The 23990-nt window shown below is 71.8% G+C and carries 22 protein-coding genes; 11 read left to right on the top strand and 11 right to left on the bottom strand.

Annotation, left to right across the window (positions count from 1 at the left end):
* The first annotated feature begins 65 nt into the window (after positions 1–65).
* From GPA03_RS11950 to icmF, 5 genes are all read left to right on the top strand, one after another.
* Positions 66–416 carry an ArsR/SmtB family transcription factor gene (locus GPA03_RS11950; protein ID WP_156252243.1) on the top strand — a complete coding sequence of 117 codons (351 nt, stop codon included), beginning with the start codon at positions 66–68 and terminating at the stop codon, positions 414–416.
* Between the two features lies 1 nt (position 417).
* A complete protein-coding gene (locus tag GPA03_RS11945) occupies positions 418–903 on the top strand; it encodes an SRPBCC family protein (RefSeq protein ID WP_156252242.1) in 486 nt (161 codons plus the stop codon).
* A 20-nt stretch (positions 904–923) separates the two neighbouring features.
* Positions 924–1346: a hypothetical protein gene (locus tag GPA03_RS11940; protein ID WP_156252241.1), complete on the top strand. Its 423-nt coding sequence runs from the start codon at positions 924–926 to the stop codon at positions 1344–1346.
* Positions 1347–1471: 125 nt separating this feature from the next.
* On the top strand, positions 1472–1972 hold the full coding sequence (locus GPA03_RS11935) for a GNAT family N-acetyltransferase (protein WP_156252240.1): 501 nt from the start codon (positions 1472–1474) through the stop codon (positions 1970–1972).
* Between the two features lie 4 nt (positions 1973–1976).
* Complete coding sequence (icmF, locus tag GPA03_RS11930; protein WP_206673532.1) at positions 1977–5213, top strand: fused isobutyryl-CoA mutase/GTPase IcmF; 3237 nt, start codon at positions 1977–1979, stop codon at positions 5211–5213.
* Between the two features lie 448 nt (positions 5214–5661).
* Here the strand turns inward: icmF and GPA03_RS11925 are convergent, their stop codons facing one another.
* Genes GPA03_RS11925 through GPA03_RS11910 form a run of 4 tightly spaced genes read right to left on the bottom strand, consistent with a single transcriptional unit; the run spans position 5662 to position 9815 of the window.
* Positions 5662–6444 (bottom strand): ECF transporter S component, encoded by a 783-nt coding sequence (locus tag GPA03_RS11925; RefSeq protein WP_156252239.1) that lies wholly within the window; start codon positions 6442–6444, stop codon positions 5662–5664.
* Complete coding sequence (locus tag GPA03_RS11920; protein WP_156252238.1) at positions 6437–8032, bottom strand: ABC transporter ATP-binding protein; 1596 nt, start codon at positions 8030–8032, stop codon at positions 6437–6439. The genes GPA03_RS11925 and GPA03_RS11920 overlap by 8 nt, the downstream gene beginning before the upstream one ends.
* The gene (locus GPA03_RS11915; protein WP_156252237.1) at positions 8029–9099 is read right to left on the bottom strand and encodes a CbiQ family ECF transporter T component; all 1071 of its coding nucleotides are present in this window, start codon (positions 9097–9099) and stop codon (positions 8029–8031) included. Before GPA03_RS11915 ends, GPA03_RS11920 begins: the two co-directional genes overlap by 4 nt.
* Positions 9096–9815: a hypothetical protein gene (locus GPA03_RS11910; protein WP_156252236.1), complete on the bottom strand. Its 720-nt coding sequence runs from the start codon at positions 9813–9815 to the stop codon at positions 9096–9098. The genes GPA03_RS11915 and GPA03_RS11910 overlap by 4 nt, the downstream gene beginning before the upstream one ends.
* A 257-nt stretch (positions 9816–10072) precedes the next feature.
* On the opposite strand from GPA03_RS11910, the gene GPA03_RS11905 reads away from it, so the two are divergent.
* From GPA03_RS11905 to GPA03_RS11890, 4 genes are read left to right on the top strand one after another with little or no spacing between them, the layout of a single operon-like run.
* On the top strand, positions 10073–10624 hold the full coding sequence (locus GPA03_RS11905) for a cob(I)yrinic acid a,c-diamide adenosyltransferase (RefSeq protein WP_156252235.1): 552 nt from the start codon (positions 10073–10075) through the stop codon (positions 10622–10624).
* A gap of 60 nt (positions 10625–10684) precedes the next feature.
* Complete coding sequence (locus GPA03_RS11900; protein ID WP_156252234.1) at positions 10685–11536, top strand: sugar phosphate isomerase/epimerase family protein; 852 nt, start codon at positions 10685–10687, stop codon at positions 11534–11536.
* A gap of 40 nt (positions 11537–11576) precedes the next feature.
* A complete protein-coding gene (locus GPA03_RS11895) occupies positions 11577–13400 on the top strand; it encodes a glycoside hydrolase family 15 protein (RefSeq protein ID WP_156252233.1) in 1824 nt (607 codons plus the stop codon).
* Positions 13397–14443 carry a glucose 1-dehydrogenase gene (locus GPA03_RS11890; RefSeq protein WP_156252232.1) on the top strand — a complete coding sequence of 349 codons (1047 nt, stop codon included), beginning with the start codon at positions 13397–13399 and terminating at the stop codon, positions 14441–14443. The genes GPA03_RS11895 and GPA03_RS11890 overlap by 4 nt, the downstream gene beginning before the upstream one ends.
* 111 nt (positions 14444–14554) lie before the next feature.
* Here the strand turns inward: GPA03_RS11890 and GPA03_RS11885 are convergent, their stop codons facing one another.
* Positions 14555–15955 carry a class II fumarate hydratase gene (locus GPA03_RS11885; RefSeq protein ID WP_156252231.1) on the bottom strand — a complete coding sequence of 467 codons (1401 nt, stop codon included), beginning with the start codon at positions 15953–15955 and terminating at the stop codon, positions 14555–14557.
* Positions 15956–16062: 107 nt separating this feature from the next.
* Here GPA03_RS11885 and GPA03_RS11880 point away from each other — a divergent pair, with 107 nt between their 5' ends.
* Both GPA03_RS11880 and GPA03_RS11875 read left to right on the top strand, forming a co-directional pair.
* On the top strand, positions 16063–16599 hold the full coding sequence (locus GPA03_RS11880) for a hypothetical protein (protein WP_156252230.1): 537 nt from the start codon (positions 16063–16065) through the stop codon (positions 16597–16599).
* A gap of 90 nt (positions 16600–16689) precedes the next feature.
* Complete coding sequence (locus GPA03_RS11875; protein WP_206673531.1) at positions 16690–17886, top strand: glycosyltransferase; 1197 nt, start codon at positions 16690–16692, stop codon at positions 17884–17886.
* Here the strand turns inward: GPA03_RS11875 and GPA03_RS11870 are convergent.
* From GPA03_RS11870 to GPA03_RS11845, 6 genes are all read right to left on the bottom strand, one after another.
* Complete coding sequence (locus GPA03_RS11870) at positions 17873–18328, bottom strand: NUDIX hydrolase (protein WP_241681256.1); 456 nt, start codon at positions 18326–18328, stop codon at positions 17873–17875. The two genes, GPA03_RS11875 and GPA03_RS11870, sit on opposite strands and share 14 nt — an antisense overlap.
* Before the next feature lie 10 nt (positions 18329–18338).
* The gene (locus GPA03_RS11865; protein WP_162458350.1) at positions 18339–19178 is read right to left on the bottom strand and encodes an SGNH/GDSL hydrolase family protein; all 840 of its coding nucleotides are present in this window, start codon (positions 19176–19178) and stop codon (positions 18339–18341) included.
* A 16-nt stretch (positions 19179–19194) separates the two neighbouring features.
* Positions 19195–20313 (bottom strand): glycosyltransferase, encoded by a 1119-nt coding sequence (locus GPA03_RS11860; RefSeq protein WP_206673530.1) that lies wholly within the window; start codon positions 20311–20313, stop codon positions 19195–19197.
* Positions 20310–21443, bottom strand: a complete 1134-nt coding sequence (locus tag GPA03_RS11855) for a glycosyltransferase family 4 protein (protein ID WP_156252228.1) — start codon at positions 21441–21443, stop codon at positions 20310–20312. The genes GPA03_RS11860 and GPA03_RS11855 overlap by 4 nt, the downstream gene beginning before the upstream one ends.
* A gap of 306 nt (positions 21444–21749) precedes the next feature.
* Positions 21750–22718 (bottom strand): Gfo/Idh/MocA family protein, encoded by a 969-nt coding sequence (locus tag GPA03_RS11850; protein WP_206673529.1) that lies wholly within the window; start codon positions 22716–22718, stop codon positions 21750–21752.
* 120 nt (positions 22719–22838) lie between these two features.
* Positions 22839–23963, bottom strand: coding sequence for a GuaB3 family IMP dehydrogenase-related protein (locus tag GPA03_RS11845; protein ID WP_156252226.1), 1125 nt, complete (start codon positions 23961–23963; stop codon positions 22839–22841).
* Between the last annotated feature and the right edge of the window lie 27 nt (positions 23964–23990).

Below are 23990 nucleotides of genomic sequence, written 5' to 3'. Positions count from 1 at the left end.
ATCCCCGCAACGACACACAACCACATGGTTGCGCATCAGGCGATGATGGACTAACGTACAACTCGATGGTTGTACATGGGCTCTCCGAGGACGACGCGGACCGGATCTTCCACGCACTGGCGGACCGGACGCGGCGGGACATCGTGACGCGGGTGCTGCACGCCGAGCAGTCGGTGTCGGACCTCGCGGAGCGGTACTCGATGAGCTTCGCGGCGGTGCAGAAGCACGTGGCAGTGCTCGAGCGCGCCGGGCTGGTCCGCAAGGTTCGCCGCGGGCGCGAGCAGATCGTGCACGCGGGCCTCGATGTCATCCATCAGGCGAAGTCGCTGCTGGAGAGCTACGAGCACCTCTGGCGGCATCGGGTGGCACGCATCGACGCGCTGCTCGCCGAGACCGACACGACGCAAGGAGACTGACATGCCTGTCCTCGACACCCGTCTGGACACCGACGACCTGACGCTGACGGTCGTCACCGAGATCGACGCCACACCCGAGCGGGCGTGGCAGCTGTGGGCGGACCACCGCCAGCTCGAGCAGTGGTGGGGACCACCGACCTGGCCCGCGACGTTTCACCGCCATGAGTTCGAACCGGGCGGGGAGAGCCGCTACTTCATGACCGGACCCGACGGCTCCAAGGGCCACGGCTGGTTCACGATCGTCGAGACCGATGCACCGAACCGGCTCGTGTTCAAGGACGGCTTCGCCGGCGACGACGGTGAGCCGACCGATCCCGAGGACTACGGCACGGTCACCGTGACGATCGAGCCGGCCGGCGACCGCACTCGTATGAGCGTCCAGACCAGGTTCCGCTCGGCCGAACAGCTCACGGCCATGACCGAGATGGGCATGGCCGAGGGCATGACCGAGGCGATGGGCCAGATCGACTCGCTGGTGGCCGCGTGAGGCGCGTCTAGCCTGGATCCATGCACCACCCGACCCGGACCCGCCTCGCGAGCGGGATCCGGGTCGTCTGGGTTCTCGGGTTCCTCGTCGGGACCGCGAGCCATGTCGCAGACATCGTCAGCGCCGGCACCGGCAGCTACCAGGGTTTCCCGACTCCGATCCGGTTGTTCTGGGTCTCGCTGACCGTGCTCGACCCCATCGTGATCGCGCTCGTGCTGCTGCGCCGGCGCACCGGGGTCGTGCTCGGCGTCGTCATCATGGTCACGGACGTCGCGGTCAACGCCACGGTGCAGGCGGCGAGCGGGGTGTTGTCGCCAGCCGGGCTCATCGGACAAGGAGCGTTCTTGACGATCGTTCTGGCGTCGGCACGGTTGCTGTGGCGCTGGTTCGGCGAGACACCGCGGTTCCCGGTGAGCGCACAGGAGCGGGGACGAGGCCGATGACGACCCGAGATACCGGCGCTCGGGATCGCCGTCGGGCGCCTGGCCGACGTGTTCGGACCCGGGGGTGCGGGACGGGGCATAGCATGCAAGGGACCGCCCCGCCGCCCCCGAACAACTGAGGTGTGATGAGCGAGAACCCCGTAGCGATCGTGCTGCGTGACGTCGAGGACGCGGACCTGCACGCGTTCTACTCCTACCTGCAGGATCCGCAGGCACAGTCGATGGCGTCGTCCTCGGTCGAGGACGGCACCGACCCGCAGGCGTTCGACTCGTACTGGGCGAAGCTGCGCCGCTCCCCCACCGCGGTGACGCGCACGATCGCGCTCGCCGACGACCCGGACCACGGGGTGGTGGGGCACATCGAGAAGTTCGAGGACGAGGAACGCCCCTACGTGAAGTACTGGGTGGACCGGGAGTACTGGGGCCGCGGCATCGGTACGAACGCGTTGCGGATCTTTCTCGACGACGTCGTCCCCGAGCGGCCGATCTTCGCGCGGCAGAATCGAAGCAACGAGGCATCGCTGGTGGTGCTGAAGCGCAACGGCTTCAAGCACATCGGACAGGACACCGGCTTCGATGCCATGCGGGGCCGGATGGTCGACGACATCATCCTGCGGCTCGCCTGAGCCGATGAGCCGGCCCGGTCTCGACGACGAGGTCGAGACGAACGTGCAGCCCGGGCTGCACGTGCCCACCCACCCGGTCCGGGTGGTCACGGCGGCGAGCCTGTTCGACGGCCACGACGCCGCGATCACGATCATCCGGAGGATCCTGCAGCAGCAGGGGTGCGAGGTCATTCATCTGGGTCACGACCGCTCGGTGGCGGAGGTGGTGCGCGCCGTAGCGGACGAGGACGCGCAGGCCGTCGCGATCTCCTCCTACCAGGGCGGGCACGTCGAGTACTTCACGCACCTGCTGAGCGAGCTCGAACGAGCGGGATGCGGGCACGTGCCGGTGTTCGGCGGCGGTGGCGGCGTGATCGTGAGCGAGGAGATCGAGCTGCTGCACTCCCGCGGCGTGGCGAGGATCTTCTCCCCCGAGGACGGTCAGCGCCTCGGGCTGCCGGGCATGGTCAACGCCGTGGTGTCGACCGCTGACGTGGATCCGGCGGTGACGCCTGCGCCGGTCGCCGATCTCAGCGCGCTGCTGCGGGGGGACCGCCGCGCGCTGGCACGAACGATCACCGCGCTGGAGGTCGAGGCGCTCCATGAGGACCTGCTGGGACAGCTGCGCTCGCGAGCCGCCGAGCTGACCGTGCCGGTCCTCGGGATCACCGGGACCGGCGGCGCCGGCAAGTCGTCACTGACCGACGAGCTGCTGCGCCGACTCCGCCTGGATCTGGGCGACTCCCTGCGGGTAGCGGTGCTGGCTGTCGACCCCTCGCGCCGCCGCGGCGGCGCGCTGCTCGGCGACCGCATCCGCATGAACGCGCTCGACGGCGAGAACGTGTTCTTCCGGTCCCTCGCGACCCGGGTGGCCGGGTCTGGGCTGCCCACGTGCCTCGACGACGTCATCGCTGCGGCGGCGGCGTGGGGTGCTGGTCTCGTGATCGTCGAGACCCCGGGGATCGGCCAGGGCGACGCGGACGTCGTGGACCACGTGGACGTCCCGATCTACGTGATGACACCCGAGTTCGGTGCCGCGATGCAGCTCGAGAAGATCGACATGCTCGAGCTCGCCGAGTCCGTGGTGGTCAACAAGTACGACCGCGCAGGCGCTCCGGACGCGCTGCGGCACGTGCGTCGACAGGTCGCACGGAGCCGGGAGGCATGGACCACGCCGCACGAGCAGCTGCCGGTGTTCGGGACGGTCGCCTCACGCTTCAACGACGACGGCGTCACCGGGCTGTGGGGGTTCCTGCGGGACGCGCTCGCCAGGTACGGGCTGGACGTCACCTCCTCGACCCTGGGCGAGACGGGCGTGCGGGTCTCGACCCGGGTCTCCCCGTTGATCCCGGCGAGCCGTGTGCAGCACCTCGCCGAGTCCGCCGCCCTGGTACGCGGCTACCACGCATCGACGGCGCAGCAGGGTGCGCTCGTGCGCCGGTCGCAGCACCTGCGGGGTGCGGTCGCCGAGCTGAGCGAACGTGGTCTGCCGGTGGCCCACCTCGAGGAGGCGAGTGCCGCCGTCGACGGCGAGATCGCGCCCTGGGCGCGAGCGCTGCTCGTGGCCTGGCCGGAGCAGGCCGAGGCCGCGCGCACGGCCGAGCCGGGGATCTCGCTCGCGGGCACCGAGGTGCCGCGCCTCGCGCTGCCGCGGCTGCATGACGACGGCGACCTGCTGACCTGGCTTCGCTGCGAGCACCTGCCGGGGCACTTCCCGTTCACGGCGGGAGTGTTCGCACGGCGCCGCACCGACGAGCACCCCGCGCGGATGTTCGCGGGCGAAGGCGATCCTGCCCGCACCAACCGGCGCTTCCACTACCTCGCGCAAGGGCAGCCGGCGACGCGGTTGTCGACCGCGTTCGACTCGGTGACGCTGTACGGCAACGACCCGGCGGAGCGGCCCGATGTCTACGGCAAGGTCGGCAACTCCGGCGTCTCCGTCGCGACGCTCGACGACATGGCGACCCTGTACGCGGGCTTCGACCTGTGCGCACCGTCGACATCGGTGTCGATGACGATCAACGGGCCCGCGCCCACCATCTTGGCGATGTTCCTCAACACGGCGATCGACCAGCAGCTGGCCAGGTTCGAGCAGGAGCACGGGAGGACGCCGTCGGGCGAGGAGGCAGCCGCCGTCCGCGCGCACGCCCTGCGCACGGTGCGCGGCACGGTGCAGGCGGACATCCTCAAGGAGGACCAGGGTCAGAACACCTGCATCTTCTCGACAGACTTCTCGCTGGGGGTCATGGCCGACATCGCCGAGTGGTTCGTGCAGCACGAGGTGAAGAACTTCTACTCGGTGTCGATCAGCGGCTACCACATCGCTGAAGCCGGGGCGAACCCCATCAGCCAGCTCGCCTTCACGTTGGCCAACGGCTTCACCTACGTGGAGGCCTACCTGGCGCGCGGCATGGCGATCGACGACTTCGCACCGAATCTGTCGTTCTTCTTCAGCAACGGCATGGACCCCGAGTACGCGGTGCTGGGCCGGGTGGCGCGCCGGATCTGGGCGATCGTCATGCGGGACCGCTACGGCGCGAGCGAGCGCTCTCAGAAGCTGAAGTACCACATCCAGACCTCGGGCCGGAGCCTGCACGCGCAGGAGATCGCCTTCAATGACATCCGCACCACCCTGCAGGCGTTGATCGCCCTGTACGACTCCGCGAACAGCCTGCACACCAACGCCTACGACGAGGCGATCACCACACCCACCGAGGAGTCGGTGCGGCGGGCGCTCGCGATCCAGATGATCATCAACTCCGAGTGGGGGCTGTCACTCAACGAGAACCCCAACCAGGGGTCGTTCCTGCTGACCGAGCTGACCGACCTCGTCGAGGAGGCGGTGCTGAGCGAGCTCGAGCAGATCTCCGCGCGCGGCGGCGTGCTGGGCGCGATGGAGACCGGGTACCAGCGCGGGCGGATCCAGGACGAGTCGATGTTGTACGAGATGCGCAAGCACGACGGCTCGCTGCCCGTCATCGGGGTCAACACCTTCCGCGCGCCCGAGGGCGAGGAGGAGCGTGCACCGGTGGCGCTGATGCGCTCCAGCGAGGAGGAGAAGCAGGGTCAGGTGCTGCGGCTCGCCGAGTTCCAGGCGCGCCATGCGCAGGACGCCCCCGCAGCGCTGGAGCGGCTCCGCCAGGCCGCCCTGGCGGGCGACAACATCTTCGACGTCCTCATGGACACCGTGCGCGTCGCGAGCCTCGGTCAGATCACGCAGACCCTCTTCGACGTCGGCGGCCGCTACCGCCGCAACGTCTGATCCCAGGCGCTCCTGACCCATCTCTAGGTCACGTTCTGCCCGGTGCGCCCGCCGACCAGCGGGTTCTGCCCGGATAGCGCTCCATTCCGGGCAGCACCCCCTGTTCGGTGGCAGCAAGCAGCACAACCACCTGCTCGCGCCGCGGACTACCGCGCGGGCTCCCACCCAGGACACGCGGAACCGGCTGCTGCTACCAGGGCGGCGACACCCAGCCACGGCGACGTTGCGGTTCCCCACCCGCATGTCACCTCCGCAACGCCCAGCCCACCGTGGCGTTGCGGCAAAGGCGACGCCCCGCACCCCGGCTGAACCCACAGGTGCAGCAGAAGAGCCTGATTTCAACGCACTTTCGACACCACCACGATTTCAACGCACTTTCGACACTTGGGACGGGCTGTGCCCGAAGTGCGTTGAAATCGTTCCCCGGTCGGAAGTGCGTTGAAATCGGTCAGGGGTGGGTGAAGCGGGCGCGGGTGGCGGTGCGGCGGAGCAGGGGCAGCACCACGCGGCCGATCACGGCCAGGCCGAGGCACGTGGTGACCGCACGCAGCAGGTCCCACCCCAGCGAGGTGGCCACGCTGAAGGTGAGGAACCGGCGCAGGTTCTCGCCCAGCTCGCCACCTGGCACGAAGGACAGGTCGCTGCCGATGCCCAGCGTGAACGGCCAGAACGACAGGTTCATCGCGAAGCCGAACACGACAGCGGCCACCGCACCGTAGCCGCACAGCAGCGCGATCTCACCCCAGCCGCCCACGCGTCGCAGGCGCGGCAGCAGCCCCGCGCCCAGCCCCACCCAGGACGCCGCGAGCATCTGGAACGGCAACCACGGGCCGACCCCGCCGGTCAGCAGCGCCGACGCGAACAACGTGGTCGCACCGAGCACGAACCCGAAACCGGCGCCGAACACGCGACCGCCCAGGATGACCAGCACCAGCACGGTCTCGATGCCAGCCGCACCGGCCGAGAGCGGCCGCAGCACCGCCCCCACCGCTGCGAGCAGGCCCAGCATCGCGACCGCGCGGACGTCGAGGCCGTCCTCGCCGAAGGCCACCAGCACCGCCGCGAGCACGCCGAGCAGCACCACACCGAGCACCAGCGGAGCGACGGTGGCGTCGTCGAGGATCGCGCCGGTGTCGACGATCAGCGGCCAGCAGAACGCGAGCACGCCCACCAGGGTGGCCATCCCGAGCACGACGGCGGAGCGGAGCCCCAGCGGGATCGCCTCACCCATCACGGGCTGCCAACCTGGTGGCGACGTCCGCCACCGTCAGCACACCCGCGTCCGGGAGCACCTTCGCCACCTGGGGAGCGAGCATCGGCGAGGCGCGGAGGACGTCGGTCGCTGCGCCGTCGGCCACCACCTGACCGCCCGCGAGCACCACCACCCGGTCCGCGCACGTGGCCGCGAACTCGACGTCGTGCGTGGTCACCACCACGACTCTGCCCTGCCCGGCCACCTCGCGGATGCGAGCAGCCAGCACGGCCTTCGCACCGCCGTCGAGCCCTCGCGTGGGTTCGTCGAGGAGCACCACGGCGGCGTCGGCGCTCAGCTGCACCGCGAGCGCCAGCGCGAGCCGTTGCCCCTCGGAGAGGTCGCGCGGGTCGGTGTCGTCGCCGATGCCCGGCACGAGCGCGTCGAGCTCGGCCCGGGCCCGCCCGGTGCCGCCGTCAGCGGCCGCGCACTCTGCCGCGACGCCCGGCAGGTACAGCAGGTCGGAGGCGGGCTGCGGCAACAACGTCACCTTCGAGCGCGCCACCTCGGGCGAGAGCCCAGCGGTGTCCACGCCGTCCGCGAGGCGCACGGTACCGCTGGCACGCCGGCCCGAACCCTGCAGGGCCCACAGCAACGAGGACTTCCCCGCACCGTTGCGACCCATCAGCGCCACGACCTCACCCGCGTGCAGGTCGAGATCGACATGGTCGACGGCGGTGGTCACCCCGTGCCGGACGCTCACCCGCCGCGCACTGAGGAGCCGCTCGCCGACGCGACGTGCCGGGGCGACCGGTGCCGCACCCAGCCGAGCAGCCAAGGGTCCCGCCTGCCGGCGCGCCTCACGCACCGTGATCGGCACCGGCTGCCACCCGGCGAGTCGGCCGAGCGCCACGACAGGCGGCGCGCCCTCGTACTCGGGCAGCAGCGCGGCCGGCGCGCCCACGCGTACGCGGCCGTCCTTGACCAGCACGACCTTGTCCACCAGCCCGGCCACTCGCTCGATCCGGTGCTCGGCCAGCACGACCGTGAGCCCGAGGTCGTGCACCAGCCGGTGCACCGCGGAGAGCACGTCCTCTGCTGCGGCGGGATCGAGCGCGGAGGTCGGTTCGTCGAGGACCAGCACCTGCGGGTGCGCGGTCAGCACGGCCCCGATCGCGACCCGCTGCTGCTCGCCGCCCGAGAGCTCGTCGAGCGCACGGTTCCGGAGCTCGCTGAGCCCGAGCTGGTCGAGCGTCGCCTCCACGCGCGTGCGCATCACCGCCGCCGGGAGCCCGAGCTGCTCGAGCGTGTAGGCGAGCTCCGCCTCCACGGTGCCGGTCACGAACGTGGCCTCCGGGTCCTGCCCGACCACACCGACCACGTCCGCGAGATCCCGCGGCCGGTGCTCCCGGGTGTCACGCCCGGACACCCGCACCTGCCCGCGCAGCTCACCACCGGTGCTGTGCGGGAACCTGCCCGTGATCGCCGCGAGCAGCGTCGACTTGCCCGAGCCCGTGCCGCCGACCACCAGCACGAGCTCCCCGGGCTCGACGGCGAAGCTCACCTCCTCGAGGACAGGCGCCTTCGCCCCGGGGTAGGTCAGCGTGACGTCGGTGAGCCTGATCATCGGCTCGCTCCCCGCCCCAGCATCGCGGGCATCGCCGCGAGCGCAGCGACCGCGACCGCCTCCCATGCCAGCGGCGGCGCGCCGGGCAGCCCGGTCTGCCGCAGCGTGGGGCTGAGCAGCGCGATCGCCGCCGCGGCGACACCGCACCCGGCGACGAACGTCTCTGCCACTCCCCAGCGGTCCGGGCGGTAGCGGGTGCGCTGCGCGCGTCGGCCGGCCACCCAGCCGGCCACGACCGCGACCGCCGTGCCCAGCGCCAGCATCGGTACGCCGAGCCAGCGCGGTGCCTGCCCGTCGAGCAGCCCGTAGGTGCCGACCACCGCAGCCGCGAGCGCGAGGGTCAGCGCGATCCCCACGTCGCGCCGCGCGGAGAGGGTGCGGGCGTACCCGCGCGAGTCCATCGAGGCGGCCATCGCGAGCGCGTGGTCGAGGGCATCGGACATCACCGGCACCACGGTCGCCGACAGGCCGCGCCAGCCCGTCGCGGAGAGGCCGCGCAGCCGCTGTGCCCGGCGTACCCGGGCGAACGAGGTCACGAGCCGGGGCGCGACCGTCACCGCCACCACCACAGCGGTGCCGATCGGGTGCAGCGCTGCCGGCAGGCTCCGCAGCGCCCGGATCGGGTCGGCGAGGCTGTTCGCGGCGCCGAAGCAGAGCAGCAGCGCACCCAGCGCGAGCCCGCCGTAGAGCACGCTGAGCAGTCCGCCCAGGCGCACCGGTCCGAGGAGATCGAGCCCGCCTGCCCAGGCGGGCAGCTCCAGACGCGGCAGGTCGAGCAGCACCGGACCTCCGCCGTCGACCCCCACGAGCAGGTGGAACACCAGCCGGATCACCACCACCGCGCAGGCGAGCACGAGGTAACCACGGAACGCACGACCCCACCGGCCCGCGCTGCGGCACATCAGCACGACCCCGGTGATCGCGACCGCCAGGAGCACCACCACGATCGGGTTGGTCACGCGGCTGAGCGCGACGGCGAGCGCGAGCGCCCACGCCCACCACGCGAGCGGGTGAAGCCCCGCGAGCGTGGGTCGGGGCGTCTGCTCGGCGACCGCCGTCGTGCTCATCTCTCGTCCGACCCGGGCGCTTCCTTCTCGGCGCGGGCGCCGGTGACGCGGACGACCGCACCGATCACCAGCGCGAGCACGACGACGCCGATCGCCACCCACAGCGCCGGGCTGACGCCGCCGTCCGCGGTGTCCTCCTCGGCAGCATCCGGGTCGATGCTGGCGGCGGTCGAGGGGTTCGCATCGGCGGTCGTCTCGGTTGCCGAGGCTTCGTCGGTGGCTGCCTGGCTGGGCGTGCCCTCGTTGCCCTCCTCGTCCGAGCCAGGCAGCGGAGGCGGGGCGGAGCCGTCGTTGTAGCGCCAGCCCTCGATCCCGCCCGGGGTCGGGTCGGCCTCGTCGAGACCGACCAGCGAGGAGGCCCACTCGCCGTCGATGACCTGCCAGTACGCCCAGTAGCTGCCCTCGAACTCGGTGGGGCACGGGTCGGGCTGGGCGTCGATCGTGCAGATGAGGCCGGGGGTGGCGCCGTCGGCGGGGGTGAACCCAGCAAGCTCGAGTGCCTCGCGGCCGGACGCCGGGTCGCCCTCGGCGCACCCGGTCTCGACCGCGCCGCCGAGATCGGTGAAGTCGACGACGACGGTCACGCCGTCGCAGTCCTGGGTGGCGACGGCCACCGCGTCCGCGCTCGCCGGTGCGGCGAGCACCGCGGCCGAGGTCATCAGGGTCACCGCCCCGAGCACGGCGGTGGTGGCGATGCGGGCGGTGCTGCTGGTCATGGCGTCGGCTCTCGTGAAGGGTCCGCGGCACGACCCAGCCGAGCACGCGCCGGAGCGCCGCCCGTTCGGGCCCATCCGCAGACCACGGCGGTGGGTTCCTCTCGCTCCGGGCAGGCGATCCGGCTCATCGCGGTGCGCGATCTACGGTTGCGGGTCAGCGTCGGGTTTCGACCGACTTCCCCTGGTCCCGGTGCGGGTGTGGAGTTGTGGGCCCATTCTCGCGCACCGCCATCCCTGCTGGGTGGCATGCTCACCAGATGGCCTCCTCGATCTACACCAAGACCGGCGACGACGGCACCACCGGGCTCTTCCACGGTGGCCGCGTCTCGAAGGCCGACGCGATCGTCGATGCGTACGGCGCGGTCGACGAGCTCACGGCGGTCCTCGGAGTGGCGCGGGCGGCGTGCCCGGACGCCGACCTCGCCGCGGACCTGCTGGCGCTGCAGCGTGAGCTGTTCGTCGTCGGCGCCGATCTGGCCACCCACCCCGAGCGCCGCGACAAGCTCGAGGACGGCGTCTCCCGGGTCTCCCCTGCGATGGTCGCCGCGCTGGAGGCCCGGATCGACGCCGAGATCACCGCCCGGCCGCTGCGGCCGGTGTTCATCGTGCCGGGCTCCCACCCGACCGAGGCTGCGCTCGACCTCGCGCGCACGGTTGCCCGGCGGGCCGAGAGGTGTGCCATCGCGGCATCCGAGCGCGGCGCTCACGTGAGCGATGACGCTCGCCGCTATCTCAATCGCCTCTCGGACCTGCTGTTCGTCCTCGCCCGCCGCGCGGCGGGTGACGAGGAACCGACCAGCCGCGGCTGACGCCCTGGCAACGCGCGGCAAGTCTGTGCGCGCAGGTGGTGGGACTCCTAACGTCTTGCCATGACGACCATCGGCGCTCAGGGGTTCACGCTTCGCACGCGGTTCGCGGAGCTCGGCATCACGGAGACGTTGCGTCGGGTGGCCGCGATCGGCTACCGCTCGATCGAGATCTCTGCCCTCGCGATGACGCCGGAGAACGTGGCGGAGATCGCCGCCGCGTCCCGGGAGCACGGCGTCGCGGTCGATGCGACCAGCGCCCCGTTGACCGCTGACGACGGCCACTCCCTGACGCAGGACGCCCAGGGGGTCGCCGACGCGGCCGTCCAGCTCGGGAGCCGGTTCGTGCGGATCGGCATGTTCCCGACAGCGGCATACGAGAACGCCGACACCCTGCGCGCAGCCGCACGGCAGGCGAACGAGGCCGCACCTGTCCTCGCGGACAAGGGCGTCACCCTCTGCTTCCACAACCACGCGATCGAGTTCGCGCGGGTGGGCGGGGATCGGGTGCTCGACGTCATCCTCGACACCGCCCCGCTCGTGCAGCTCGAGCTCGACGTGCACTGGATCCATCGCGGCGGGCTCGACCCGGTCAAGACGCTGCGCCACTACGGCGACCGCGTCGCGCTCGTGCACCTGAAGGACTACCGGCTGGCGCTCCCGAACGCCGAGGCCTACGAGGCGCTGCGCGCGGGCGATCCCGGTCCCGTGCGCGAGGCGCTCTTCGGTGTGCAGTTCGCGGAGGTGGGCGAAGGCACCCTGGACATGGAGCAGATCGTGCGCACCGCCGTCGAGATCGATGCCCCTCATGCATTCGTCGAGCAGGATGCGACCTACGGCGTCGACGAGTTCGACGCCCTCGCGCTCTCCCACCGACACCTGGTCGAGCTCGGTTTCGGCGATCTCCTCGGCTGAGATCAGGCATCGGGCTTGCCGGCGGTCGTAGCGTGAAGGCATGCCGACGACACGAACGAGCCAGCGGATCGAGGACTACGGGCTGATCGGCGACCTGCAGACGGCAGCGCTCGTCGGTCGGGACGGCTCGATCGACTGGTTGTGCGTTCCTCGCTTCGACTCCCCCGCGTGCTTCGCCGCCCTGCTCGGCGATGCCGAGAACGGCTTCTGGCGTATCGGGCCCGAGGGCGGCGGCCCCTGCACGCGGCGCCGGTATCGCCCGGACACGCTCATCCTGGAGACCGAGTGGGACACCCCTGAGGGCACGCTGCGCCTGATCGACCACATGCCGCCACGGGGAGCGGCCGCCGATGTCGTGCGCATCGTCGAGTGCGTCCGCGGGGAGGTGGCGATGTCGATGGAGCTGCGGCTGCGCTTCGACTACGGCAGCGTGGTCCCGTGGGTGACCACCGACGAGGGTGAGGTGAGCGCGGTCGCGGGACCGGACGCCGTCGTGCTCCGCACGCCCGTCGAGATCACCCGGCACAACGGCGACCTCACCGCCCGCCGGGTGCTGCGCGAGGGCGACTCGGTGCCGTTCGTGCTGATGCACCACGCGTCGCACCTCCCGGCGCCGACGCCGGTCGGCGCGGCCGCGTCGCTCGCCGGCACGACCGAGTACTGGCGCGAGTGGGCGGGTCGGATCGACTACGACGGCCCGTGGGCGGAGGCCGTGCGTCGCTCCGTGATCACGCTCAAGGCCCTCACGTACGCGCCCACCGGCGGCATCTGCGCAGCCGCCACGACGTCCCTGCCCGAGGAGCTCGGCGGCTCCCGCAACTGGGACTACCGGTTCTGCTGGCTCCGCGACGCGACCTTCACGCTGCAGGCTCTGCTCGGCACCGGCTACGTGGAGGAGGCCAAGGCGTGGCGGGAGTGGCTGCTCCGCGCCGTTGCGGGTGACCCGGCCGACCTCCAGATCATGTACGGGCTCGACGGCCGCCGTCGTATCCCCGAGTACACGATCGACTGGCTGAGCGGGTACGAGGGCTCGGCACCGGTGCGCATCGGCAACGGCGCCGCGAGCCAGCTCCAGCTCGACGTCTGGGGCGAGGTGCTGGACTGCCTGCACCTGGCGCGCGGCAGCGGTCTTGCCGCGACCGACGACGCCTGGGCGCTGCAGCGCGCGCTGCTCGACTTCCTCGAGGGTCACTGGTCCGACCTCGACAACGGCCTGTGGGAGGTGCGCGGCCCGCGGCGGGCGTTCGTGCACTCCCGCGTGCTGGCGTGGGCGGGTGTCGACCGTGGCATCAAGGCCGTGGAGGAGCACGGGCTCGCCGGGCCGGTCGACCGCTGGCGGGCGCTGCGCGAGGAGATCCACGCCGACGTGTGTCGCCGCGGGTTCGACACCCGCCGCAACACGTTCACGCAGTTCTACGGTTCCGAGGGGCTGGACGCGGCGCTGCTCCTGATCCCACGCGTAGGTTTCCTGCCGTGGGACGACCCGCGTGTGGTGGGCACGGTGGAGGCGGTGCAGCGCGAGCTCTCGCAGGACGGACTGCTGCTGCGCTACCACACGCACGCCGACGACCGCGTGGACGGGCTCCCCGGGAGCGAGGCCACCTTCCTCATCTGCAGCTTCTGGCTCGTGGACGCCCTCTTCGGCATCGGCCGGCGCGACGAGGCGGTGGCCCTGTTCGAGCGGCTGCTCACCCTCCGCAACGATCTCGGCCTGCTGAGCGAGGAGTACGACCCCGTGACCGGCCGCCACCTGGGCAACACACCGCAGGCGTTCAGTCATGTGGGGCTCGTCAACGCAGCCCTCCATCTGGGCAGCGCGATCCCTGCGAAGACCTCGACGGCGGAACCTGGGGACATCCGATGAGAGCACTGACGTGCATCCCGGGCCGCACAGGCACCCTGGCGGTGGCCGAGATGACGCCGCCGGCGCCCGGGGACGGCGAGCTGCTGGTCGACGGGCTCGCCGTCGGCGTGTGCGGCACCGACCGTGAGATCGCGGCCGCCGAGTACGGCACCGCTCCGCCGGGCGAGCAGCGCCTGGTGCTGGGGCACGAGTCGCTGGGCCGGGTGCGGCAGCCCGCCGGGAGCTTCGCAGCCGGTGACCTGGTGGTCGGGGTGGTCCGCCGCCCCGACCCGGTCCCGTGTGGTGCGTGCGCCCACGGCGAGTTCGACATGTGCCGCAACGGCCGGTACACCGAGCGCGGTATCAAGGGCCTGCACGGCTTCGCCAGCCAGCAGTGGGTGGTCGAGGCCGACTACGCCGTCCCGATCCCGGCAGCGCTCGAGCGCGTCGGGGTGCTGCTGGAACCCACCACGGTGGTCGCGAAGGCGTGGGAGCAGGTCGACCGGATCGGGAGTCGGGCCTGGTACGAGCCCGAGCGGGTGCTGGTGACCGGCGCCGGGCCGATCGGCCTGCTGGCCGCCATGATCGGCGTGCAGCGCGGTCTCGACGTGCACGTCCTCGACCGGGTCACCGACGGTCCGAAGCCCACCCTCGTGGCCGACCTCGGCGCGACCTACCACGCGACCTCGGTGAGCGAGGTGGCCCAGTCGTTCACGCCGGACGTGGTGATCGAGGCGACCGGTGCGAGCGCCGTGGTGATCGACGCCATCGCGGCGACCGGCTCCTACGGGATCACGTGCCTCACCGGGGTCTCGTCGGCCGGGCGGCGCGTCCAGGTGGACGTGGGAGCGGCCAACCGCGAGATCGTGCTGGAGAACGACGTCGTGGTGGGTTCGGTCAACGCCAACCTCTCGCACTACCGCTCAGGCGTCGAGGCGCTCTCCCGTGCCGACCTCGCGTGGCTGGAGCGCCTGATCACCCGCCGGGTCCCGCTCGAGCGGGCCACCGAGGCGTTCGAGCCCCACGACGGCGATGTGAAGGTGGTCATCGACCTCCAGGCGTGACCGGTTCCCGCGTGCTGTCCCTGCAACAAAGTCCACGCTCGAACCCGCCGCAACCGGTTGCGGAGCCGGGTTGAGCCCATCGAGCGTGGAGTTTGTCCCGCACGACGCCCGCTACGGGTGGGTCATCGACATCACGTCGAGCGCCGCGTCGAGCTGCTCCTCGGTGACCTCACCGCGCTCGACGTACCCGAGGTCGATGACGGCCTCGCGCACGGTCATCCCCTGCGTGACCGAGTGCTTCGCGATCTTCGCCGCAGCCTCGTACCCGATCACCCGGTTGAGCGGGGTGACGATCGACGGCGAGGACTCGGCGAGCTGACGCGCGTGCTCCACGTTGGCCGTGATGCCGTCCACGCACGTGCCTGCGAGCGCGCGCGAGGAGTTGGCGAGCAGGTTGATCGACTCGAGCAGGTTCCGCGCGAGGACCGGCAGCATGACGTTGAGCTCGAAGTTGCCGGAGGCACCCGCGAACGTGATCGTCGCGTCGTTGCCGATCACCTGGGCGGCTACCATCAGCGTGGCCTCGGGGATGACCGGGTTGACCTTGCCCGGCATGATCGAGGAACCCGGCTGCAGGTCGGGCAGCGCGATCTCGCCGAGCCCGGTACGCGGCCCGGAGCCCATCCACCGCAGGTCGTTGCAGATCTTCACGAGCGAGACCGCGACCGTGCGCAGCGCCCCGCTCGCCTCGACCAGCGAGTCCTGCGCGCCCTGCGCCTCGAAGTGGTTCGGCGCCTCGGTGACAGGTAGCCCCGTGTTCTCGGCCACGAGCGCGATCACGCGCTGCGGGAAGCCGGGCGGGGTGTTGATGCCGGTGCCCACAGCCGTGCCGCCGAGCGGCAGCTGTGCCAGCCGCGGCAGCGCAGCCTCGACTCGCGCGATCCCGTTACGGATCTGCTGGGCGTAGCCGCCGAACTCCTGTCCGAGCGTCACGGGCGTGGCGTCCATCAGGTGCGTGCGGCCGGCCTTGACCACCTCGGCGAACTCGGTGGCCTTCGCCTCGAGCGAGATCGCAAGGGTCTCGAGCCCCGGCAGCAGCTCGCTGATGACGGCCTCCGTGGCCGCGATGTGGATCGATGCCGGGAACACGTCGTTGCTGGACTGGCTCGCGTTGACGTGGTCGTTCGGGTGCACCTCGGTGCCCGCCTCGGTCGCGAGCGTGGCGATCACCTCGTTGGTGTTCATGTTCGAGGACGTTCCCGAACCGGTCTGGAACACGTCGATCGGGAAGTGCGCGTCGAACTCGCCGGCGATCACGCGGTCGGCGGCGGCCACGATCGCGTCGGCCCTCGCCTGATCGATGACGCCGAGCTCGGCATTCGCGAGAGCTGCTGCTCGCTTGATCTGAGCGAGCGCCGCGATGTGGTGGCGGGAGATCCCGACGCCGGAGATCGCGAAGTTCTCGACCGCTCGCTGGGTCTGCGCCCGGTACTTCGCCGCTTTCGGGACCCGGACCTCCCCCATCGTGTCGTGCTCGATCCGGTACTCGGCGTGCTCGTCGCTCGCAGTCATCGTCCACTCCGTCAGGGGGTTCAGGGCGCCTCGAGTATCCCACCACGGGGACCTGTGCCCGGCCCCGGACCTGCTAGCCGAAGCACCGGTCTGGGAGACTCCGGGGTATGGCTGAACCGCAGCGCGAGACCCCTGACGGCGCCGCTCCGAGCGGACCGTACGGCTCGTTCCCGCCCGAGTACTCGGGCCAGCCCATGGGCGGCGGCCATCCCCTTGCTGACCGCTCCGGTGACGCTATCGATGCGAGTGGGTACGCCGCCCCGGACGCGTACGTCGACTACTCGGGTCGTCAGGTCCCACCACGGTCGACGTCCCCGGCGCTGGGCTGGGTCGCGCTCGTCGCCGGGCTGATCGCCCTCGGTGGTTCGACGATCAACGCCCTGATCGCCGTCGGCCTGCTCTCGCCAGCCTCGCTCGACGGCGGCGCCGGCAACACCGTGGCGCTGCTCGCGATCGCGCTGCTCAACGGGCTGCTGGTCTGGTTCCTGTTCGGTCTGTGGGCCATCGTCCAAGGCATCGTGGCGCTCGCGCAGAAGCGAGGCGTCGTGCAGGGCATCGTCGCGATCGGGCTCGGGGTGGTCGGTCCATGGGTCGGCATCGTGCTGGCCGTGGTGCTCTTCAGGCAGGCGTTCGCGACGACCTGAGCCCCGGCATCGGCGGCCAAGAGACGCTGCGGCGTGTCCGGTCTGTAGATCGGTCCGACGGCGGTGGTCACCTTCGGGGAGAATGCGCACGTGCCTTCCCCCTTGCGCATCGGCGTCGTGTGCCTGCACACCGACCCGTTCCAGCAGCCCGGTTCCGGGGATGTGGGCGGCATGAACGTGGTGGTGCAGCAGACGAGCGTGGCGATGGCGGCCGCCGGGCATCGCGTCACCGTGTGGACGCGGCTGAGCAGCGAGGGCGCCGCCCAGGACGAGGTGCTCGAGGGGGTGCGCGTGCGCCGGCTGCCGGTGGGGCCTGCCCGCACGATCCTCAAGAACGAGCACGACGACCTCATCGAGGAGTTCGCCGCCGCGCTCGAACGGGAGCAGCCGGAGGTCGACGTGCTGCACTCCCACCACTGGTTCTCCGGCGTGGCTGCGCTGCCGCTGGCGCGCGAGCTCGGGGTGCTGCACGTGCAGTCCTTCCACAGCATCGCCGCACCGCCGCAGACCGCCCTGTCCGAGGGGGAACGGCCCGAGTCGCCGGCCCGGCTCGAGGGAGAGGCATGGCTCGCCCGCAGCACCGACGCCGTGATCGCGATCTCCGACGCCGAGGCGCGCACGGTGGTCGACCGGCTCGGCGCGGATCCCGGCATCCTGCATGTCGTCCATCCCGGTGTCGACGCGGACCTGTTCCGACCCGGAGACGACGCCGGCGAGCAGCCCGTGCTGCTCGCGGCGGCACGCCTGGAGCCGCTGAAGGCGATCGACCTCGCGATCGAGACGCTGGCCGGGGTGATCTCACGCCGCGGCCCTGGCGAGCCCCGGCCCCGGCTGGTCGTCGCCGGCGGAGCCACCAGCGATGAGGAGTACCCCCGTTCGCTCGCCCGCCTGGCCGAGTCGACAGGAGTTGCCGACGACGTCGCCCTCGTGGGTCCGCAGGGTCGCCACGAGCTCGCGGAGCTGATGCGGGCGGCCACGCTCGTGCTGGTGCCCTCGCACTCGGAGACCTATGGGCTGGTTGCTCTGGAGGCGGCTGCCAGCGGGGTGCCGGTCGTCGCCGCCCTGACGGGCGGGCTGGCGGAGTCGGTGATCGACGGCGTCACGGGCGTCCTGCTGCCTGGCTGGGACCCGGAGCAGTGGGCCGATGCGGTGACGGAGCTGCTCGGCGACCCGGCACGCGTCGCGGCGCTCGGGGCGGCCGGCCGGGAGCATGCCCTGACGCGCCGCTGGGGCGATGTGGCCGAGTCGACGGTCGAGACGTACCGCGCTCTCCTCAGCGCCCGCTGACCTGCGGCCGCCGCACCCGGTCCGGGCGCACGTAGCCCACGGCGAGGTCGACGATCTCGGCACAGGGCTGGTCGGCGAGATCCGTGAACGAGACCCACTCCGCGTAGTCGGTGGTGCCGCCGACCTCGAGAGTGCCGAGGGTGCCGCCGGTGATCTCGGCACTGTAGAAGATCCGCACCGACTTGAAGGGTCGGGCGCGGTCGGGATCGACATCGGTGAAGGAGTGCGTGCCCAGCAGCGTGCCGAGCACGATGTCGTACCCGGACTCCTCCTTCGCCTCCCGGATCACGCCCTCCTCGATGGACTCGTCGAACTCGATCCCGCCACCGGGCAGCGACCAGCAGGGCTTCGCGCCGTTGAACCAGGTCAGCAGGATGGTGTCCTCGCGGGTGATGACCGCGTAGCCGGCCAGTCGGGTGTCGTACTCGGTGAAGTGCAGCACCCGCCGCACTTTACGCGGGCGCCCGCCCGCGCCGGCGGCGTTGTCGTTCCTCGCTGACGACGACCCGGACGAGCTCCGGCAGCAGGTCACGGCTGCGCCGGACGAACCACGGCGCACCCCGCACCAGCATCCACGCGACCCGCGCCGGCACGCCGGGAGCCGGTGGCACCTCGTCGACCACGCCGACCCTCGGCCAGCCCCGGCCGCCGAGCTCATCCGCGACCAGCTCCGCGAGCAGCCGGTGCCCACGTGGGGAGGGATGGATCCGATCGACGTGCATGACGTCGCGTGCCACGGCACGGAGCGGGTCGGCGTCCACCAGCAGCAGCCCGTCGCGTGCGTGTGCGGCGGCGACCTCTCGGGTCGCCTGCCGCACATGCGCCATCCGGCTGCCGAGGACGCGTCGTACCGAGCTCGGCGCAGGCAGGTCGGGGCCGATCTGAGGTGGCACGACGAGCACGACCTGCGTCCCGCCGTCGAGCAGGCAGCTCGTGACGGAGGCGAGTGCGGCACTCACCTCGAGGATGTCGAAGTCGCCGCGGAGCACGTCGTTGCCACCGATCAGCACGGTGGCGAGCTCAGGTCGTGCGGCCACGGCGAGCGGGAGCTGGTCCGCGAGCACGTCGCGTGCGCGGGCGCCGTTGGTACCGAGGTTGCGCATGTTCGTCCCGAGCGCGCTCGCCAGGTGCACGGGCCAGCCGCAGCCGGGCAGGTCACGGACGCCTGCGCGGGAGGCGGTGGACATCCGATCGCCCACCCCCGCGCTCGCCGAGTCTCCGAGGGCGCACAGCAGTGGGGTCGGGCGTGGTGAGGTCCGACTGCGGATCGTGGTGGGGATGGTGGTGGTCACAGCTCCTCCTGGCGTCTCAGACCTGGCTGGGCAGCGGTTCCTGCGGCTCGGGCGCGAGCGCGAGCAGCGCGGCCGTCGTGCGATGCCACGGGAAGGTCTCCGCGCGGCGGCGCGCAGCATCTCGCCGCGCTCTTTCCGGGATCCGCAGCAAGGCCTGCACGGCATCGGCGAACGCCTCGGGGGAACCGGTCGCGGTGATACCGCCGTCGCCGATCACCTCGGGCAGCGCGGAGGCCGCGTTGCCGACCACCGGGGTGCCGCAGGCCAAGCTCTCCAGTGCCGCCAGCCCGAAGGTCTCGATCGGTCCCGGCGCGAGCGTGATGTCTGCCGTGCCCAGCACCTGGCGGAGCTCAGCGCGACCGGACACGAAGCCGAGGAACCGCACCGGCAGCCCGGTCGCCTGCCGCTCCAGGGCAGCTCGCAACGGTCCGTGCCCGGCCACCGTGAGGTGCGCGTCGACACCTCGCGCGAGCAGCGTCCGCACCGTCGCGATCGCCAGCGCGGGCTGCTTCTCGCGCGAGAGCCGGCTGCACAGCAGCAGCTCGACGCTCTCGTGGCGCCGCCGGGGTACCGGCGCGAACGCGTCCAGATCCACGCCCAGCGGCACGCGGTGGGGCCGTCCGCCCACACGCTCGAGCTCCTGCGCCGCAAATGCTGTGGTCGCGACCAGCACCGCCCCCGACGCCAGGCTCACGCGGTTCCGCGCATCAGCCAATCCCGTGGCCAGGCCGTGGGGCACGCCCGCGCTGAGGAGGACGCCGTCGAGCCGCTCGTGCGCGGTCAGCAGGCACGGGATCCCCCGCGCACGTGCCCAGCGGGTGAGTCCGTGCAGCGTGGTGCGGTCGGACAGCTCGACGCGGTCGGGCGCCAGCGCGCTGAGCAGGCGTCGCACCACGCCGGTCCGCACGATGACGCGGTAACCACCCGACCCCGGCACCACCGGTGCGGCCACCGTGTACATCGGTCCGGCGGCGGTCTCGATCACGTCGTCACGCTCCCCCGGAACCACGAGGCTGTACCGGTGCCCGGCGGCGCGGTAGCCCTGCCCGATCGCGAGCAGGGCGGTCTTGAGGCCGCCCGTCCGCGGGCCGAAGAAGTTCGCGACGGCGACGATGTGCCGCTGCTCAGCGTTCACCGCGCACCTCCTCGCGACCCGGCGGCGTGCGAGCGGGCCCAGCGGTAGTGGTCGAGGAGCTCGTCGCCGATCCGTGACCAGGTCCGATCAGCGACGGCGGCCCTCGCCGCCTGCCCGAACGCTCGCCTCTTGCGTTCGTCACCCACGAGGTCGACGACGGCGGAGCGCAACCCCGCGAGGTCGCCCGGGGCGTAGAGCCAGCCCGTGCGGGAGACGTCCACGAGGTCGCGCGGACCACCGGCGGCCGGCGCGACGACCGGGACGCCGGCTGCGAGCGCCTCCTGCAGCGACTGGCAGAACGTCTCGCTCTCGCCGGGCGCCACCAGGATGTCGAACGAGGCGACCGCGGCGCCGAGCTCCTCACCGGCGAGGTGGCCTGCCAGGACGGCGTGCGGCAGCGCCGCCGCGATGCTCGCGCGCGCCGGCCCGTCACCGACGAGGACGATCCGCACGCCCGGGATGTCGGTCAGCACCGCCATGTCCTCGACCTGCTTCTCGGGAGCGAGCCGCCCGAGGAACCCCACCACCACCTCCCCGGGCTGCACGCCCCAGGAGCACCGGACGCTCTCGCTGCGCCGGGCCGGGTCGAACTGCACCTGGTCGACACCGCGGCCCCAGATCTGCAGGTTGGACACCCCGCGGTCGCTGAGCTCGTCGCGGTAGTGCGTCGAGGGAACCAGGGTGAGGTCCGCCTGCTCGTGGATCTCGCTGATGCGGTTCCAGACGCGTTCGGACCAGCCGGGGAAGCCGTAGCGTTCGGCGTAGGCCGCGACGTCGGTCTGGAACACCGCCACGGTGGGCAGCCCGAGCGCAGCGGCGGCGCGCACTCCCTTGTGGCCGAGCAGCATCGGGGCCGCCAGGTGCACGACGTCGGGCTCGACCGCGGCGAGCAGATCGCTCACGCGCCGCTGCCCGGCCATGTTGAGCCGCACCTGGGGATACCCGGGGAGACCGAACGAGGGAAGGTGAAGGACCGGGGCGCCGTCGTGATCCACGGGAGCGCCGTGCCCCGCGGCCAGGACTACCGCCTCGTGACCACCGGCCAACAGATGGGTCAGGGTCCGGAGCACCGACCCGGTGACGCCGTTCGTGTGAGGGAGGAAGGACTCGGCGACGATCGCGATCCGCACGTGATCATCACCCCAGCGCTGGGCGACCGGGAGGAGATGCCTGGGTGCGTGTCGTGCGAACGCGGGATGAACCTCGACGGGCGACCCAGCTGCACCTACGGTCACCACCTGCCCGCACCCTGCGACCGTCGCGTGCCCGGGCACCACGAGCTGCTGGCCGCCTGCCCTGCCGGCGCGTACCCGCCGAGTTCGTTCCACATCGGCCAGGTCGTTGGGTTCTCCCGACGACCTCGCCGGTCAGCGACGAACTCGAGAGAACAGCGGCCGGCGGGGCGCGGCGGCGCGCCTGACCGGTCCGCGCCGCGGCTAGCCGAAGCTGATCCCGTGCCGCTCGCGGTGCCCGGCGAGCACGGCGTCGATGACGCGCGTGGTGCGGATCGCCGTCGTGCCCGTGCTGATCGGCTCGGCCTGCCCGAGCAGCGAACCGACCACGTTCGCGATCAGCGGCTGCTGAACCACGGGCGGTTGATCGGCCGGGAGCTGGATGGTGCCCTCGGAGGTGGTCAGCACCGCAGGATCGGTACCGAAGCCCGACATCCGCAAGGATCCGCGGCTGCCGAGGATCTCGACCTCGTCGAGATCCTGATCCGCGGCGAAGTCCCAACGCCCGCGCCCCGTCACGGTCGGGCCGAAGGAGAACGAGGCCGAGACCGCTGATTCGGCCGGCCCGCCGTCGACGGTTCCACCGATCTCGGTGATCGCGCCCACCGCCAGGTCGAGCCAGTCGAGGGTATGGGAGGCGAGGTCCACGAAGAGTCCACCACCGGAGAGGATCGGGTCGAGCCGCCAGCCGCCGCCTGCGGACCGGCGCAGCAGCGTGACCCGTACGCTCTCGATCTCGCCGAGCCGACCGTCGCGAATCGCAGCCTGCGCGGCGACGAACCGCGGCAGGGCCCGGCGGTAGTAGGCAACGAACAGCCCGACTCCTGCACGATCGCAGGCATCGATCATCGACTCGCACTCGACGGCCGCACGGCCCATCGGCTTCTCGACGTACACGTGCTTGCCTGCCTCGGCGGCGCGGATCGCGTGCTCGGCGTGGCTTCCCGGCGGCGTGGCGACGTAGACGGCGTCGACGCCCTCGTCCTCGACCAGGGCCTGCGGGTCGTCGTACCAGCGGGGAACGCCGTGCCGGCGCGCGAAGTCGGCCGCCCGGGCGCCGTCGCGGCGCATCACCGCGGCGATGCTCGAGCCCGGTACCGACTGAAGTGCCGGCCCGCTCTTGCGCTCGACGACGTCACCGAGCCCGATCACGCCCCACCTCACCCGGGCCATGCTCATCTGCCCGTGCCAAGCAGCTGACGACGACGTCGAGCCCGCCGCACGGATGTCGTGGGGCGCGTGGCGTGCGGGGCTGTCGCTGCTCGCCTCACGCCGCTGGCTCCCGAGCGCGGCTCAGGCGGGGTGGTACGGGGAGACGACGACCTCGACCCGCTGGAACTCCTTGAGGTCGGAGTACCCGGTGGTGGCCATCGCGCGTCGGAGCGCCCCGATGAGGTTGACGGTGCCGTCGGCCTGGCTGCCCGGGCCTACCAGGATCTGCTCCAGGGTGCCGACGGTGCCGACCTTGACGCGCTCGCCGCGCGGCAGGTGCGGGTGGTGAGCCTCCGGACCCCAGTGCCAGCCGCGGCCCGGTGCCTCGGTGGCGCGCGCGAGCGCGGCGCCGAGCATCACGGCGTCGGCGCCGCACGCGACCGCCTTGACGAGATCGCCCGAGCGGCCCACGCCGCCGTCGGCCACGATGTGCACGTAACGGCCGCCCGACTCGTCGAGGTAGTCACGGCGAGCCGCCGCGACATCCGCGACCGCGGAGGCCATCGGCGCGTGGATGCCCAGCGTGGTGCGAGTCGTGTGAGCCGCTCCCCCGCCGAACCCCACGAGCACGCCCGCCGCACCGGTCCGCATCAGGTGCAGCGCGGCGGTGTAGGTGGAGGCGCCGCCGACTATCACCGGGACGTCGAGCTCGTAGATGAAGCGCTTGAGGTTGAGCGGCTCCGCGTTCGAGGAGACGTGCTCGGCCGAGACCGTGGTGCCGCGGATGATGAACAGGTCCACACCCGCGCTGATCACCGTGCGCCAGTGCTCCTGCGTGCGCTGCGGGGAGAGCGCACCCGCCACCGTGACCCCCGCCTTGCGGATCTGACCGAGCCGCTCGGTGATGAGCTCGGGGATGATCGGCGCCGCGTACAGCTCCTGCATGCGTGCGGTAGCCCGGTCCGCGGGCAGCTCGGCGATCTCGGCAAGCACCGGCGCCGGGTCGGAGTACCGGGTCCACAGACCCTCGAGGTCGAGCACGCCGATGCCGCCCAGCTGGCCCAGCAGGATCGCGGTCTCGGGGCTCATCACCGAGTCCATCGGTGCGGCGAGCACCGGCAGGTCCACGTGATAGGCGTCGATCTGCCAGCTCACCGACACGTCCTCGGGGTCGCGGGTCCTGCGCGACGGCACGACGGCGATGTCGTCGAAGGAGTACGCACGGCGGCCACGCTTGCCCCGGCCGATCTCGATCTCGTAAGTCACCGGCTCAGGCTACCGGCCGCCGTCGTC

Source organism: Pseudactinotalea terrae (assembly GCF_009733845.1).
Taxonomy (GTDB): domain Bacteria; phylum Actinomycetota; class Actinomycetes; order Actinomycetales; family Beutenbergiaceae; genus Pseudactinotalea; species Pseudactinotalea terrae.
Note: the sequence above shows the minus strand (reverse complement) of the source record. Positions and strands in the feature narration are given on the sequence as shown.

What these genes read in the sequence shown, in the direction of transcription:
- GPA03_RS11905 (WP_156252235.1), top strand. Translation starts at nt 10,073, where the DNA reads ATGGCCTCCTCGATCTACACCAAGACCGGCGACGACGGCACCACCGGG.
- GPA03_RS11910 (WP_156252236.1), bottom strand. Translation starts at nt 9,815, where the DNA reads ATGACCAGCAGCACCGCCCGCATCGCCACCACCGCCGTGCTCGGGGCG.
- GPA03_RS11920 (WP_156252238.1), bottom strand. Translation starts at nt 8,032, where the DNA reads ATGATCAGGCTCACCGACGTCACGCTGACCTACCCCGGGGCGAAGGCG.
- GPA03_RS11950 (WP_156252243.1), top strand. Translation starts at nt 66, where the DNA reads ATGGTTGTACATGGGCTCTCCGAGGACGACGCGGACCGGATCTTCCAC.
- icmF (WP_206673532.1), top strand. Translation starts at nt 1,977, where the DNA reads ATGAGCCGGCCCGGTCTCGACGACGAGGTCGAGACGAACGTGCAGCCC.
- GPA03_RS11880 (WP_156252230.1), top strand. Translation starts at nt 16,063, where the DNA reads ATGGCTGAACCGCAGCGCGAGACCCCTGACGGCGCCGCTCCGAGCGGA.
- GPA03_RS11925 (WP_156252239.1), bottom strand. Translation starts at nt 6,444, where the DNA reads ATGGGTGAGGCGATCCCGCTGGGGCTCCGCTCCGCCGTCGTGCTCGGG.
- GPA03_RS11850 (WP_206673529.1), bottom strand. Translation starts at nt 22,718, where the DNA reads ATGGCCCGGGTGAGGTGGGGCGTGATCGGGCTCGGTGACGTCGTCGAG.
- GPA03_RS11915 (WP_156252237.1), bottom strand. Translation starts at nt 9,099, where the DNA reads ATGAGCACGACGGCGGTCGCCGAGCAGACGCCCCGACCCACGCTCGCG.
- GPA03_RS11895 (WP_156252233.1), top strand. Translation starts at nt 11,577, where the DNA reads ATGCCGACGACACGAACGAGCCAGCGGATCGAGGACTACGGGCTGATC.
- GPA03_RS11935 (WP_156252240.1), top strand. Translation starts at nt 1,472, where the DNA reads ATGAGCGAGAACCCCGTAGCGATCGTGCTGCGTGACGTCGAGGACGCG.
- GPA03_RS11945 (WP_156252242.1), top strand. Translation starts at nt 418, where the DNA reads ATGCCTGTCCTCGACACCCGTCTGGACACCGACGACCTGACGCTGACG.
- GPA03_RS11900 (WP_156252234.1), top strand. Translation starts at nt 10,685, where the DNA reads ATGACGACCATCGGCGCTCAGGGGTTCACGCTTCGCACGCGGTTCGCG.
- GPA03_RS11885 (WP_156252231.1), bottom strand. Translation starts at nt 15,955, where the DNA reads ATGACTGCGAGCGACGAGCACGCCGAGTACCGGATCGAGCACGACACG.
- GPA03_RS11890 (WP_156252232.1), top strand. Translation starts at nt 13,397, where the DNA reads ATGAGAGCACTGACGTGCATCCCGGGCCGCACAGGCACCCTGGCGGTG.
- GPA03_RS11940 (WP_156252241.1), top strand. Translation starts at nt 924, where the DNA reads ATGCACCACCCGACCCGGACCCGCCTCGCGAGCGGGATCCGGGTCGTC.